The sequence below is a fragment of the Methylobacterium sp. 190mf genome (genome assembly GCF_900107945.1).
Lineage (GTDB): Bacteria > Pseudomonadota > Alphaproteobacteria > Rhizobiales > Beijerinckiaceae > Methylobacterium.
The window spans coordinates 249,447-262,780 of the sequence record NZ_FNVI01000001.1 but is presented as its reverse complement, the minus strand read 5'-3'; the positions used below and the strand labels follow the sequence as shown (position 1 = coordinate 262,780).

The window sequence follows — 13,334 nt, the reverse complement described above, 5'->3', positions numbered from 1 at the left end:
GGCACGGACGGGCGGCGTGTGGCGGCCATGAAGGGACTTCGCGATGCGCTCGAAGCGTATTGGATCACGAAGATCTGCGAAGTGGAAGCGTCGGAACCGCGCCGGCGAATTGTCCGGCAGGCGCGACCCGAAAAATCCGTCGGCGCTCTCCCAATCTCGGACAGGACCATGGCCATGTCATTGACCAACCGGACGGCGCGCGTCGCATCGAAATTCTGCATTCAAAATTCGTTACTTGCCAAGCATGTCATTCTGCATTGACAGACGATAATGTCCGAGTATTCCTGGTCTATAATAGGTGTTGGCAGGGTCGAAGAAGGGGTCGATCGCTTTGCGCAAGAACCAGGACCAGCTCGAGCCGACCATCAGCGACGTGGCCCTGCGCGTCGTGACCGCCTATCTGTCGAACAACGCGCTGCCGCACACCAGCATACCGCCGCTCCTGCTCACCGTGCACGGCGCGCTCTCCGCGCTCACCGACCGGCCCGCGGTCGTCGAGGCGCCGCCCGAGCAGCCCGACGCCGCTCAGATCCGCGGCTCGGTCCGCCAGGACGGCATCGTCAGCTTCATCGACGGCCGGTCGTACAAGACCATGAAACGGCACCTCACGGCGCACGGGCTGACGCCGGAACTCTACCGCGCGCGCTACGGGCTGCCGGACGATTACCCGATGACCGCGCCGGGCTACGCCGAGCGCCGGTCAGAGATCGCCAAGGCGATCCGGCTCGGCAGCAAGGCCGCCTGATCGACGCAGCCCGTCCGCCGAGCCCCCGTGAACCGATGGCCCGCACGGACGTAGATGCGCTGGGCGGGGCGGCGCGCGCGTGCCGGCACTGCGGGTTGGCCCGTCTGGCAACGCGATCGGGTGAGAGGGATCTGGCCATGAAGGGGCTGTCTGGCTGCGTCGCCCTCCTTCTCCTCGGCATCGGACCGGCCTCAGCGCAGACCGTCCTGGCCCCGTCCGGAGACTCGGCCGTGACGCAGCCCGGTGGGACGGCGGGGCGGGCCGCGCGACGCAACATCCAGGAGGCCTACCGCAACGGCGACGTGGTCGGCCATCGACATGCGCCAGCCGCCCCCGCGCCCCGGCCGGACCGGCCCCGCCGCACGAGCCCGCGCTTCTAGAGGCCCCGCTCCTCGCGCGAGCGCCGTGCTGCGCGCCGGCCTTCGGCGCCCGGGCGTCGGCGGAGACGGCGCTCGCCGCCCGCGGGCCACGGCCTGAAATCGTTCTGTAATCCGAGCCGGTCACGGTCCGCGCGCAGGTCGACCGCAGATCGCGGTCGCGGCGGGTCGCGCTGGACCGGATCGCCCCGGCAGCCCGGCCCCGGCAACGACGACAGGTGCTCGATGCTTCGGACTGCGATCGCCGTGACGCTTCTGCTGGCCGGAGCCCCGGCCTGGGCCGGACCGCGCTGGCAGGACCTGCCGCCGACCCCCGCGCCGGTCGCCGGCACGGTCTCCGGTCGCGCCGCTGTCAACGGCATCCGGCTGTATTACGCCACGATCGGCAACGGTCCGCCGGTCGTCCTGCTGCACGGCGGCCTGTCGAACTCCGATTACTGGGGCCACCAGGTCGCGGCGCTCGCCGCCCGCCGCACGGTCATCCTCGTGGACAGCCGCGGGCACGGCCGCAGCACCCGGGACGATCGGCCATTCGGCTACGACCTGATGACCGACGACGTGGTCGGGCTGCTCGACGTGCTGAAGATCCCGCGCGCCGACATCGTCGGGTGGAGCGACGGCGCGATCCTCGGTCTCGACATGGCGATGCGCCACCCCGACCGCGTCGGCAAGGTGTTCGCGTTCGGGGCCAACGCCGACCCGTCGGGCCTGATCGAGGGCGTGGAGACGAACCCGACCTTCGCCGCCTTCATCGACCGAGCCGGCAAGGAGTACGAGGCCCTCTCGCCGACCCCGAAGGACTACGCCGCCTTCGTCGACGCGGTTGGCCGGATGTGGGGCGGGCAGCCGCGCTGGACCGAAGCCGATCTGAAGCGGATCCGCGCGCCGGTCCTCATCGCGGACGGCGACCACGACGAGGGTATCAAGCGCGCGCACACCGAGTACCTCGCTGCCACGATTCCCGGGGCTGGGCTGCTGATCCTGCCCAATGCCAGCCACTTCGCGTTCCTCCAGGATCCGGCGCTCTTCAACGCGGCGCTCCTCGGCTTCCTGGACGGGCCTTGAGGGTCCTGGGCGGCCCCTGACGCGCGCGACTCACCGGGCCGACAGCCAGCCTTGCTGGCCCTAACCCAGTCGGCCTCTGCGCCTGGACGTACGGATCGCGGACGCGCGGCGCGGGCCGCTTCGGGAACGGCGGCGCGACGAGGACGCCGACCCGACCCGTCAGGCGATCGCGAGATGGAGGAACTGGTTGAAGTCGCTCGGCACGTAGGTCCCGAACGCGGGGCCGTTCACGAAGCCCCGACGCCGATAGAGTTCGAGCGCGGGCGCGAATGCGGGTCCGCATCCGGTCTCGAGGCTGAGGCATCGCGCGCCGCGGGCGGCGGCGGCCGCGATAATGGTGTCGAGGATCGCCGCGCCGGCTCCCAGGCGGAGGAAGTCGGGGTGCGTCCGCATGGACTTCACCTCCGCGGTGCCGTCCGTCGCCATCCTGAGCGCCCCGACGCTCGCCACCCGCCCGCCGCGGCGCGCCGTCCAGACGGTCACGTCCGGTGCTTGCAGGCCTGACAGGTCGAGAGCGAACACGCTGCCCGGCGGCGAGGATGCGTGCATGCCGGCAAGATGGAGCGCCAGCAGCGCCCGTGTCTGCGTATCGGACAGGTCGTCCCGCGCGATCTCGAACATCGTGCCCCGGCCATCCGCCCCGACATCCCCCGCGCAGGATGTCCTCCCGATCGACGATCAGCAAGGCGCGGAACGGCGGTGCGGCCCCCGCGCCGAGGCTCCCGGCGGAGGGCGGATCGACAGCTCCGCAAGACCCGCGGACCGCCGACCTCCCTGCGACCCGCAACCATGGCGCGCATGGTGCATTTGTGAACGCCGTCACGTTCCCCGGTGGGGAACACGCTGCCGTGGCGGTGCGTCACCGGTTGCGGGCACGCTCCGGCCGGAGAGGACTCACACGCTTGATCGACGCCGGAAGCCAGACCGCGAGTGCCTCCGATGCCGCCGCATCGGTCGCCGGGTCGATCGCGGCCGTCTCGCGGCGGCTCGATTCCCTTCCGATGACGCGGCTTCACGCGGCGGCGCTCGCCGTCTGCACGCTGGGCCTGTTCACCGACATCGCCGAGGTCGCCCTGAGCAACGCCCTGGCGGCCATCTTCCTCGCGCCGCCCCACAACATGTCGCGGGGCAGCCTCTCGCTGCTCCTCGCCTCCGTGTTCGCCGGCGGCGCCGTGGGCGCGCCCGTCTTCGGGATGCTGGGGGATCGCCTCGGCCGCAGGCGCGCGCTCCAGGCCTCCCTCGCGCTGATGGCCGCCGGATCGCTGGCGGCCGCCGCGAGCCAGGGGCTCACGGCGCTGACGATCGCCCGGACGGTCTCGGGGTTCGCGATCGGCGGGTTCCCGCCCCTGGTCGCCACCTACCTCGCCGAGGTGACGCCCGCGCGCCGACGCGGCGCGACGCTGCTGGTCTGCGCCGGACTCGGGCTCCTCGGAGGCCTGGCCGCGATCGGCTTGGTCCAGATGATGGCACCGGCCGCGCCGCTCGGGATCGAGCCGTGGCGCTGGGCGCTGATCCTCGGGGGCGCCCTGGCGGCGCTCGGCGGCGTCCTATTCGCGCGGCTGCCGGAATCACCGCGGTGGCTCGCCTCGGTCGGGCGCTCTGCCGAGGCCGACGCCGCCTGCCGCCGGTTCGAGCGCGCGGCCGGCCGGAGCCGGGTCGCCGCCCCCGCCGACCCGGACACGGACCCGCCCGCGACCGGGCCCGCGGGGTTCCGGGGCCTGTTCGCCGAGACGCGCCAGCTGCGCCGGACGGCCCTGTTCGTCGGCCTCTACACCCTCGCCCCCCTGGCGACGATCGCCTTCCCGCTGCTCAGCGCCGTCGTGATGGTGGAGAAGGGCTTCAAGGTCGATCAATCCCTCGTCTTCGCCGCGCTGTCGATGCTCGGCCCGCCCCTGGGTACCATGCTGACCGCGCTGGCGATCGACCGGCTCGAGCGGCGCGCCGTCCTGACGGCCCTGGCGGCGGCGATGGCGGCCCTCGGCACGGCCTTCGCCGCGAGCGGCACGTTCCTGACCCTGGTCTTGGTCGGCATCGCCTTCAACACCGCGGCGGCGACCTACGGCAGCATCCTCGCCGTCTACGCGACGGAGCTGCTCCCGACGCCGCTGCGGGCCTCGGCCATGACCTGCGCCTGGGCCGGCGGCCGGGTCGCGGCCGCGCTGGCGCCGATCATCCTCCTGCCGATCCTCTCGGCCTACGGGCCGCACGCGATGTTCGCGGTGATCACGCTCGTCCTCGCGGCGAGCGCGGCCCTGCTCCTCGCCGGACCGCGCGGCCTGTCCGGGCAGGCCCTTGCTTAGGGAAACCCGGAAGCGCGGGTCTCCGACCCGCGGCGCCGCGCCGGATGGCGTCGGTTGCCAATCTGGCAAGATTCACACGATAAAGTTGCGCAGGCAGCCGGACGGAACCGCCGGGCACGCCGGGGGTGTCACACGTGTCTAGCCCGGTGCTCGTCCCGAGCCTCGTCGAGACGACCAGCCACGTCGACCCCAAGCAGGCCTTCGAGTTCTGGCGCTGCACGGCCCTGGCCGGGTTCGGCGACATCGGCCGGCGGCACCCTCGGGAGCGTTTCGCGGCCAAGCGCCTGAGCGTGGCCTCGGCCGGCTGGTCGCTGACCCACACGGTGAGCAGCCCGGTCGCGGTGGAGTTCCGCTCCCGCCACGTCGACCGGAACGCCCGCGGGATGGTGGTGATCGGCCTCGCGCTCGACGGCGTCGGCTACCAGGAGCAGAACGGCCGCGGGGCCCAGCTGACCCCCGGCGACATCAGCTTCCTGACGCGGAACCGGCCCTTGGTGGCCGGCACCCAGAGCGCCTACGGCGAGATCCGCCTCGCCGTCCCGCGCAAGATGTTCGAGGCTTTCGTCGGCGACGCCGACGCCTTCGCGGGCCGCAGCCTCGGCCCGCTCCCGGCCGGGGCGGAGGTCCGGGCGCGGCTGCGCGGGGTGGCCGGCTCGGTCGCTTGGATGTCCGCCGACGAGGCGCAGGCGGCCGTCGAGGGCGTGCTCCACCTCCTCGGCCACCTCGTCGACGGCGCGGCCCGGCGCGGCGATCCGGAGGCGGTCTCGCAGGCGGCCGTCGTGTCGCTCGCCCGCGCCCACATCGCGCGGCGGATGCACGACCCCGACCTGAACCCGCAGGACATCCAGCGCGCGCTCGGTCTCTCCCGGACCAGCCTGTACCGCGCCTTCGCGGAGACCGGCGGCATCGCGGCGGCGATCCGCGACGCGCGCCTCGACCTCGCGCGCCGGCGCCTCGAGGCCCGCCGCGACGACAAGATGCGGATCGCCTCGATCGCCTACGCGTGCGGCTTCACCGACGTGCCGACCTTCAACCGCGGCTTCCGCAAGCGCTTCGGCCTGGCCCCGGGCGACCTGCGGCCCGCGCTCCCCTAGGCGAAGCGCGTCGGGCGCGTCAGCCCGCGGCGGCGAGATCCGCCCGGTCGCGGACCTGGGCGGGGAAATCGAACACCGCGTCCGCGTGGGCGATCGTCGCCGGGCGATGGGCGACGATGACCCGCGTCATCCGCAGGTCGCGCAGGGCCTGGGCGATCACCGCCTCGGTGGCCTCGTCGAGGTGGCTCGTGGCCTCGTCGAGGAACAGGATCTCGGGCCGCCGGTAGAGGGCGCGTGCCAGCACGATGCGCTGCTTCTGGCCGCCCGACAGGGTCGAGCCCATGTCGCCGACGAGGCTCTCGAAGCCCATGGGCATGCGGCGGATGTCGTCCAGGATCGCCGCCCGGGCGGCGCACTCGGCGATCCAGCCCGCGTCCGGATGCTCGTCGAAGGCCGCGATGTTCTCGGCGATCGAGCCGGCGAACAGGCCGTCGCTCTGCATCACGCCGGCGATCCGGCGCCTGTAGGACCCGGCGGCGGTGCGGATGTCCTGGCCGTCGGCGGTGACGATCCCCTCGCTGGGCGGCGTCAGCCCCATCATCACCTTCATGAGCGAGGTCTTGCCGCATCCCGAGGGACCGGTGATCGCGAAGCACGCGCCGGCCCGGACGGACAGCGAGACGCCGCGGAAGATCCAGGGCTCGTCGGCCCCGTAGCGCAGCGCCAGGCCCGCGCCGGCGAGCGTTCCGGCCTTCAGGGCGACGACCGGGGGCGCCCCCGGCTGCGCCCCGGCGGCGAGATCCTGCTCCTCGGGCTCGCACAGCACGATGTCGGCGAGCCGGTCGGTCTGCACGTCGAGCATGCGCAGCTTGAACCACGCGTCGATCAGGCTGCCGATCCGGGTGGCGAACTGGTCGCGATAGGCCAGGAACGCCACCAGCATGCCGAGCGACAGGGAGCCGCCGATGACCGCGCGGGCGCCGAGCACCAGCAGGATCAGCCGGTCGAGGCCGAACAGGAACTCGTTCGCGCGGCCGAACACGAGGTCGAGGCGCTGCAGCCGCAGCCGGGCGTTCAGGGCCGTGACGAAGTGGTTCATCCAGGCGCCGCCGCGCCGCTCGCGCAGGTCGAGGAGCTTGACGCTCGCCATGCCGCGGACCGTCTCGATGAAGTGCGTCTGCTGGCGGGCCTCGGCCACGAGGGCCTCCTCGCTCCCCTCCCGGTAGGCGCCGTAGGCGAAGACCCGCAGGACCGCGTTGAGCGCCGTCGAGGCCAGGACCACGGCGACCAGCCAGCCGCCGTAGACCGTCAGCATCACCAGCATGCCGACCGCCATGAGCCCGTCGAGCATGGCCTGGACGAGATCGGTCGTCAGGCCCTTCTGGATGGTGGCGAGGGAGCCGAACCGCGAGATCACGTCGCCGACATGGCGCTTCTCGAAGTAGTCGAGGGGCAGCCGCGACAGGTGGTCGAACAGGCCGGCCGACCACTGGTAGTTCAGCCGGGTTCCGGCCAGCATGATCGCCCAGGTGCGGGCGATGCTGAGGCCGAGCTGGAGCAGCAGCAGCAGCGCGAGGCCGATCGCCACCACGAGGAGCAGATCGTGGTCGGCGTTCACGATCACCTCGTCGATGACGACCTGCGAGGCGATGGGCATCAGGAGGGCGACGAGCTCGATCCCGAGGGAGAGGGCCAGGACCTGGGCCAGGGCGGCGCGGATGCCGGCCATGTTGCGGAACAAGTCGCGCAGCCGCAGGCCCGGGGCGGCCCGCTCGCGCCGGAAGCCCGGATTGGGCACCGCCTCCAGGGCGACGCCGGTGAATTCCCGCGAGGCCTCCGCGAGGCTGACCCGCCGCCGGCCGCGGCCCGGATCGTTGATGACGAGGCCGCCGCGCTCGACCCGGGTCAGCACCACGAAGTGGTTGAGGCCCCAGTGCAGGATGCAGGGCAACCGGAGGCGGGGCAGGTCCGTGAGCTCGACCCGGAGCGCGCGGGCGGTCAGGCCCTGGGCGCCGCAGAGGTCGATCAGGTTGCGCAGGGTCATGCCCTTGAGGGACAGGGGATGGCGCCGCCGCAGCGTCGCGAGGTCGATCTGGCGCCCGTGATAGGCCAGGACCATGGCGAGGCAGGCCATGCCGCACTCGGCGGCCTCGGCCTGGAGGACGACCGGCACCCGGCGGCGGAGCCCGAAATCCAGCCGGGCGGCGAGGGACGGCGCCGTCACGGGGCGGCCTTCCGGACCGGCAGGGCGTCGAGGCCGCCGCGCGTGACGAGGGCGAGGCTCTCCCGGACATGCGTCACGGGATCGAGCAGCCAGCGGTAGAGCGACCGCTTCTCCAGGGCGATGTCGGCCTCGACGCGCATGCCCGCCTCGAGGCTGCGCCGCTCGCCGTAGGCCAGCACGGTGTCGGAATCGGGCCGGACCACGATGCGGTAGAGGTCGGTCCCCTCCCCCCGGGCGGCGGCGCGCCGCGCGAAGTCGGGCGCGTCGTCGCTGCCCAGCGGCGCCCGCGTGACCTCGGTGACGACGCCGCGGTGCAGGCCGAAGCGCTGGAACGGGAAGGCGGCGTAGCGCAGCATCACGGGCGCGCCGGCCTCGGCGAAGCCGATGGCCGACGAATCGACGAACAGGTTGGCCTGGAGGCGCCCGGCGCTCGGCAGCAGGGTCAGGAGCGTCGCCCCGGCCGCCACGGTCTGGCCGACCTGCGCGCGGATCGACGTCAGGGTCCCGGCCTCGGGCGCCCGGACCTCGATGGCGCGGCGCGCCTCGCTCTCGGCCTTCTGCTGCGCCAGCTGGGCGGCGGTCCGGTCGAGGTCGGCGAGGTCGCGGGCCAACCGGTCGTCGTAGGCGGCGAGCTGGGACTTCGTCTCGGCGAGCTTGCCGTCGATCTGGAGGCGGCTCTGCTGGAACTGGGCGAGCTGCGCGCTCGCCTGCATGTAGAGGTAGTTCTGGCTCTGGAAGTCGGCGGCGCGGGCGTAGCCGCGCGCCACGGCGTCGGCGAGTTCCTCGACCCGCGCCCGGAGCGGCGGAACCAGCTTGTCCTGCAGGTCGATCTGCTTGGCGAGCTGGGCCGACTGCTCGCTCAGATTCGCCACCTGCTCGCGCAGCGCCTGCCGCTCCGTGCCGGCCAGATCGGCCCGGGCGGTCCGCTGCCGCTCGACGCTCTGGCGCTGGCGCTCCAGCTCGGCGATCACGCGCTCCTGCGTGGGGCCGCTCGCCGACACGGCGTCGAGGTCGATCGTGTACAGGAGCTGCCCGCGCGCGACCTTGTCGCCCTCGCGGACGCCGGTCGAGCCGACGCGCCCCGCCACCGGGCTGGCGAGGCTGATCAGCCCGATATCGGGCGCGAGAAGGCCGACGGCGTGGATGCGGCGCGTGTAGGTGCCCTGCCAGGCATACAGGCCGACCGCCGCCACCATGATCACGCAGGCCGCGGCCACGATGCGGACCGGCAGAGGCTGGATGATCTGCGCCTCGCCCAGCCACGCGTTGCGTCGCGCCTCTATAACCTCAAGTCGAAAGAGCGGACTTGGCACCCGGAGAAAGCAACCTTCCTGAAGGAGACAGCCGTATTCGAGGACAATGCTCAGCGCATTTGCCACCTTACTCGGTCGCATCGCGGGAGTTTCATGTCAACACTTGCCGACACGGCGAATTTTGAATAATCCTGCCCGCGTCAGAACGTCGCGCCTGCGTTGAAAACCGTCTGATTTCCAACGGCTTATTCCAATTCGCCGTCGAGCTTGCCTTGCAGCGCAGCAGGACGTCAGTTTTTGCATCATCGCGTGCTGCGTTGCGAAAACTCGACGGCGTGAGACGCGGTGAGACGCGCCGCTTCGCAGCGCGGGCGGCCGCGGTGCCGACAGCGTCTGGAGCGCGGCCTGGGAAAGACAAGGCCTGTCAGTTTTTGCGCATTGGCCGGGCTCGATCGTCCGCGAGCATTATCGGCTGGCCATGACCGATTGACACGAAGCACATCTCTGTAATCCTAAAGGCAGGTGCCGACGTCCAAGGCGCCTAGACGCTACGATCAGGCAATAGATCGAAGCAAATAACCTTCTACCTGAATCTCAATCTGGAGAACGATCATGCAGGACAGCATCGATACCGTCCGCGAGCTGAGCGCCGCCGAGCTGGACCAGGTCGGCGGTGGCCTCGGGGTCGGCCTCACTGTCGGCCTCGGGGTCGACGCGAGCCAGGAGCTCGGTGCGGTCTCGGGGGTCGTGGGCCAGGTCGGCGGTCTGGTGAGCGGCCTGGTGGGCAGCGTGCTCGGCGCGGTCGGCGGTGTCGTCGGCGGCGTGACCGGCTCCCTGCGCTGACGGTCTGACACCGGGAGGGCGGCCGCGGGGCCGCCCTCCTCCGTCGCGGGGCGTGACCGCGACGACACCGGAATCACGGGCCCGCATGGACAGCACAGCCGAGAGTTCAGCCGCGACCACAGCCGAGACGATCGCGTACGCAACGAGCGGCAGCACCGGGCATCTCTCCGGCCGCCCCGAGCTGACCTGCTACGCACCGAGCGACCGCGGCCTCCCGGAGGTCGCCTTCATCGATTTCCGCTTCCCCACCGGCGGGTGGAGCACGCACGCGGTCACCGGCCTCGAGGTCGCCGCCAGCACGCAGCCCGCGGGGGCGCACCACGCGGTCGATTACGAGGTCGCGGCGCGGCTGACCGAGCGCGAAGGCCTGCTGGTCCGGCGTCCCGGCCTGAACGGCACGACCCGTTGGGAGGGCCCGTATGCCGGCCGCGTCCTCTCCTTCTCGGCCGCCGCCGTCGAGCGGCTGGCCGAGGCGCCGATCGGCAAGATCGCCTTCGCGGCGGACGGGCGCGATCTCCGCGCCTGCCGCAGCACCTGGCACATCCTCGACGCGCTGGCTTGCGCGCACCGGGACGACCCGTCGCCCGACGCGCTGCTGATCGAGAGCCTCCACCTGGCGATCCTGCGCTCGGTCGTCGCCGCGCGCGCTCCGGGCCGGTCGGCGGCGCCCGACCTCTCGGCGTCGCAGGCCGGGCGGGCCTGCGCGTATATCCGGGAGCACCTGGACCGGGAGATCACCGTCTCCGCCCTGGCCGGCATCGTCGGGCTCAGCGAGGGCTACTTCATCCGAGCCTTCCGCCAGACCACCGGGGTCACGCCCTACCAGTACATCATGCGCGAGCGCGTCGGCCGGGCCGAGGCCCTAATCCGCTCCGGCGCGGGATCGATGGCGGAGGTCGCCGCGCGATCGGGCTTCACGAGCGCCAGCGCCATGAGCCGCACGTTCCGGAAGCTCGTCGGGCGCTCGCCGACCGGGCGCACGGCCGGCCGGCGCGCCTGAGGCGCTACCCGGCAGCCCGCCCCGCCGCCCCGCGGAACAGGTCCTCCATCTCGCGCCGGACGCGGATCGCCTCCTGATCGGCGTCGAAGGCGACGTCGCTCCAGCGCACGGCCCGGCCCGCGGGCACGTCGTTCTTCAGGACCATGTTGTGGGCGAGGCCGATCGGCAGGGCGTCCTGCGCCAGGGAATCCGCCGCCGGCATCAGCTTGCCGTAGACGGTGAACCCGCCCTCGCCGTCGAGCCGCTCCCCGGCCCGCAGCGCGCGCTTGGCCGTCGCGGCGACGTCGCCGCGCCAGTCGCCCGTCGCCCCCGTGGCCTCGCCGCGGACCGCGATGGAGGCGACCGAGATGCCGAGCTCGAGCCCGATCAGGTGATAGGGCTTGTAGGTCGCGGCGAACCGGCCGCTCGAATCGGTCTTGAGGCCATATTGCGCGAAGCAGTCGCGCACGTAGGCGCTCGGCGCCTCGAACACCGCGTAGACGCCCCAGCGCAGGTCCCGGAAGACCGGCCGCCCGTCCCGCTCCACCGACGAGACCACCTCGACGGTGCCGCGCTCGGTGAGGAGGCCGCCATCCGCCGCGGGCTTCAGGACGCTCGGCAGGTCGTCGACGCCGCAGGGCGGGAAGGCGAGGCCGTCGCGCGGCGGGGTGAGCCCGCAGGCATTGGCCACCGCGGCCATCTCCAGCGCCGACTTGGTGCCGTCGAGGAAGGAGTTGAACATCTGCGGGTTGAAGTCGCCGCCCGCGACTTGGCTCTCGCTGAAGCCGTAATGGCCCCAGACCGTGTCGGGCGTGGAGGCGTGGTAGGCCGGGAGGTACTTGGTGCCCTTGCCGGCGCAGATCACCTCCAGCCCGATGGTGCGGGCCCAGTCGACCAGTTCGGCGATGAGCGCCGGCTGGTCGCCAGAGGCCATGGAGTAGATCACCCCGGCCTCGGCCGCCCGGCGCGCCAGCAGCGGCCCGGCCAGCACGTCGGCCTCGACGTTGACCATGACGATGTGCTTGCCGTGCGCGAAGGCCTTGAGCGCGTGGCGGATGCCGGCGGCCGGGCTGCCGGTGGCGTCGATGACGATGTCCACGAACGGGCTCGCGATCATCGCGTCGGCATCCTCGGTCACGAGGGTCGTGCCGCCGCGCGCGGCCTCCTCCAGCCCCCGCGCGGCGAACCGCGAATCGTCCCAGCCGACCCGGCGCAGCGATTCGCGCGCCCGGTCGGGCGACAGGTCGGCCACCGCGACGAGGTGGATGCCGGGCGTGCGCGGCGCCTGCGACAGGTACATCGAGCCGAACTTGCCGGCCCCGATCAGCCCGACCCGGACGGGCCGGCCCTCGTCGGCGCGCCGCTGCAGCTTGGCGGAAAGGGACATGGGGCGTTCTCTCCCTGGGTGGCGCGCGGTCGGGACCGGACCCCGCCGCGCTCGCCGCGTCGTTGGACGGGGACCTAGCGCGGTTCCCGATGCCGTTGAGGCCCACCGAATAAAAAGACGGGGGGTCTGTTCGGGCGACGCGCCGCTCCCTTCTCCCGTGCGGGAGCGGGGCGGGGTGAGGGATCGGGTCTCTCCGCCTCGGGCCGCCTCGGGCCGCCTCAGGCCGCCTCGGTCCGGCTCTGCGCCTCCACGTCGAGGAGCCAGTGCCGGAAGGCCCGGATCTTCTCCAGGGCCTCGTCGCGCTCGCGGTAGCAGATGAAGTGGAGGTCGCGGGTCAGGCTCGCGACCCGATCGCCGCCGAGGCGCACCAGCTGCCCGGCGGCGAGCTCGTCCCGGGCGAACCGGAGGGTCTCCAGCGCCACGCCGAGCCCCTGAACGGCCGCCGAGATCACCAGCGAGCCCCGGTCGAAAGCCGCTCCGGCTGCCCCGGTCGGCAAGGGTAGGCCGTTATGGGCGAACCAGTCCGGCCAGCGGACGGGGCTGAAGGACGAGTCGAGCCGGGTGAAGGGCCCGATCGATCCGGCCGCGTCCGGCTGCGCGGCCCGGGCGACCTCCGGCGCGCAGAGGGCGGCGATCTCCTCCGGGCCGAGGGATTCGACGGTCAGGCCGGGCCCGTGCGGCGGCCGGCCGTAGGCAATCAGGATGTCGATCTCCTCGTGCCGCCCGAGATCCACCGGGTCGGCGCTGGTGGAGAGGCGGATGGCGATGCCGGGATGCGCCTCCACGAAGGCGGGGAGCCGCGGCCCGAGCCACTTCGCCGCGAAGCTCGGCGTGCAGTGCACGGCCAGCGACGCGGGCGACGGCGGGCTGAGGTCGGCGCAGACCGCCTCGATCGCGTCGAAGGCGCTCGAGAGCCCGGCCAGCAGGCGCTGGCCGTCGGCGGTGAGGAGCGCCTGGCGGTTCGCCCTCCGGAACAGGGCGCGCCCGAACCAGCGCTCCAGCGCCCGGATCTGGTGACTCACCGCCGAGGGCGTGAGGTGCAGCTCCGCGCTGGCGCGGGCGAAGCTGCCTAGGCGCGCGGCCGCCTCGAAGGCCCGCAGGGCGGAGAAGCTCGGGATCCGGCGCAT

General features: G+C 72.6%; 13 protein-coding genes. 8 read left to right on the top strand and 5 right to left on the bottom strand.

Annotation, left to right across the window (positions count from 1 at the left end; all coding sequences use genetic code 11):
* Positions 1-18: 18 nt before the first annotated feature.
* From C4T42_RS31415 to C4T42_RS01215, 4 genes are all read left to right on the top strand, one after another.
* Positions 19-261, top strand: a complete 243-nt coding sequence (locus C4T42_RS31415) for a hypothetical protein (protein ID WP_146073981.1) — start codon at positions 19-21, stop codon at positions 259-261.
* 70 nt (positions 262-331) lie between these two features.
* On the top strand, positions 332-745 hold the full coding sequence (locus C4T42_RS01225; RefSeq protein ID WP_020091004.1) for a MucR family transcriptional regulator: 414 nt from the start codon (positions 332-334) through the stop codon (positions 743-745).
* Positions 746-882: 137 nt separating this feature from the next.
* Positions 883-1,125: a hypothetical protein gene (locus tag C4T42_RS01220; protein ID WP_091676038.1), complete on the top strand. Its 243-nt coding sequence runs from the start codon at positions 883-885 to the stop codon at positions 1,123-1,125.
* Between the two features lie 222 nt (positions 1,126-1,347).
* On the top strand, positions 1,348-2,187 hold the full coding sequence (locus C4T42_RS01215) for an alpha/beta hydrolase (RefSeq protein WP_103984614.1): 840 nt from the start codon (positions 1,348-1,350) through the stop codon (positions 2,185-2,187).
* Positions 2,188-2,346: 159 nt separating this feature from the next.
* Here the strand turns inward: C4T42_RS01215 and C4T42_RS01210 are convergent, their stop codons facing one another.
* Positions 2,347-2,808, bottom strand: a complete 462-nt coding sequence (locus C4T42_RS01210; protein ID WP_103984613.1) for a GNAT family N-acetyltransferase — start codon at positions 2,806-2,808, stop codon at positions 2,347-2,349.
* A gap of 380 nt (positions 2,809-3,188) precedes the next feature.
* Here C4T42_RS01210 and C4T42_RS01205 point away from each other — a divergent pair, with 380 nt between their 5' ends.
* Positions 3,189-4,487 (top strand): MFS transporter, encoded by a 1,299-nt coding sequence (locus C4T42_RS01205; RefSeq protein WP_244603151.1) that lies wholly within the window; start codon positions 3,189-3,191, stop codon positions 4,485-4,487.
* A 134-nt stretch (positions 4,488-4,621) separates the two neighbouring features.
* Positions 4,622-5,581, top strand: a complete 960-nt coding sequence (locus C4T42_RS01200) for a helix-turn-helix domain-containing protein (RefSeq protein ID WP_042675645.1) — start codon at positions 4,622-4,624, stop codon at positions 5,579-5,581.
* A gap of 19 nt (positions 5,582-5,600) precedes the next feature.
* Here C4T42_RS01200 and C4T42_RS01195 read toward each other — a convergent pair whose 3' ends face one another.
* A complete protein-coding gene (locus C4T42_RS01195) occupies positions 5,601-7,745 on the bottom strand; it encodes a peptidase domain-containing ABC transporter (protein WP_020091010.1) in 2,145 nt (714 codons plus the stop codon).
* Entirely contained in the window at positions 7,742-9,058 is a 1,317-nt protein-coding gene (locus tag C4T42_RS01190; RefSeq protein ID WP_026604600.1) for an HlyD family efflux transporter periplasmic adaptor subunit, read from the bottom strand. Before C4T42_RS01190 ends, C4T42_RS01195 begins: the two co-directional genes overlap by 4 nt.
* Positions 9,059-9,610: 552 nt before the next feature.
* On the opposite strand from C4T42_RS01190, the gene C4T42_RS01185 reads away from it, so the two are divergent.
* Both C4T42_RS01185 and C4T42_RS01180 read left to right on the top strand, forming a co-directional pair.
* Positions 9,611-9,841 carry a hypothetical protein gene (locus tag C4T42_RS01185; RefSeq protein ID WP_012321783.1) on the top strand — a complete coding sequence of 77 codons (231 nt, stop codon included), beginning with the start codon at positions 9,611-9,613 and terminating at the stop codon, positions 9,839-9,841.
* Positions 9,842-9,926: 85 nt separating this feature from the next.
* Complete coding sequence (locus tag C4T42_RS01180) at positions 9,927-10,841, top strand: AraC family transcriptional regulator (RefSeq protein ID WP_020091012.1); 915 nt, start codon at positions 9,927-9,929, stop codon at positions 10,839-10,841.
* Between the two features lie 4 nt (positions 10,842-10,845).
* On the opposite strand, the gene C4T42_RS01175 is transcribed toward C4T42_RS01180, so the two are convergent.
* Both C4T42_RS01175 and C4T42_RS01170 read right to left on the bottom strand, forming a co-directional pair.
* The gene (locus tag C4T42_RS01175) at positions 10,846-12,207 is read right to left on the bottom strand and encodes an SAF domain-containing protein (RefSeq protein WP_020091013.1); all 1,362 of its coding nucleotides are present in this window, start codon (positions 12,205-12,207) and stop codon (positions 10,846-10,848) included.
* Positions 12,208-12,425: 218 nt separating this feature from the next.
* Positions 12,426-13,334, bottom strand: coding sequence for a LysR substrate-binding domain-containing protein (locus C4T42_RS01170; RefSeq protein WP_020091014.1), 909 nt, complete (start codon positions 13,332-13,334; stop codon positions 12,426-12,428).

Coding starts and splice junctions, on each gene's coding strand:
- C4T42_RS01220 (WP_091676038.1), top strand. CDS start 883: ATGAAGGGGCTGTCTGGCTGCGTCGCCCTCCTTCTCCTCGGCATCGGA.
- C4T42_RS01215 (WP_103984614.1), top strand. CDS start 1,348: ATGCTTCGGACTGCGATCGCCGTGACGCTTCTGCTGGCCGGAGCCCCG.
- C4T42_RS01210 (WP_103984613.1), bottom strand. CDS start 2,808: ATGTTCGAGATCGCGCGGGACGACCTGTCCGATACGCAGACACGGGCG.
- C4T42_RS01205 (WP_244603151.1), top strand. CDS start 3,189: ATGACGCGGCTTCACGCGGCGGCGCTCGCCGTCTGCACGCTGGGCCTG.
- C4T42_RS01185 (WP_012321783.1), top strand. CDS start 9,611: ATGCAGGACAGCATCGATACCGTCCGCGAGCTGAGCGCCGCCGAGCTG.
- C4T42_RS01180 (WP_020091012.1), top strand. CDS start 9,927: ATGGACAGCACAGCCGAGAGTTCAGCCGCGACCACAGCCGAGACGATC.
- C4T42_RS01175 (WP_020091013.1), bottom strand. CDS start 12,207: ATGTCCCTTTCCGCCAAGCTGCAGCGGCGCGCCGACGAGGGCCGGCCC.
- C4T42_RS01170 (WP_020091014.1), bottom strand. CDS start 13,334: ATGCGCCGGATCCCGAGCTTCTCCGCCCTGCGGGCCTTCGAGGCGGCC.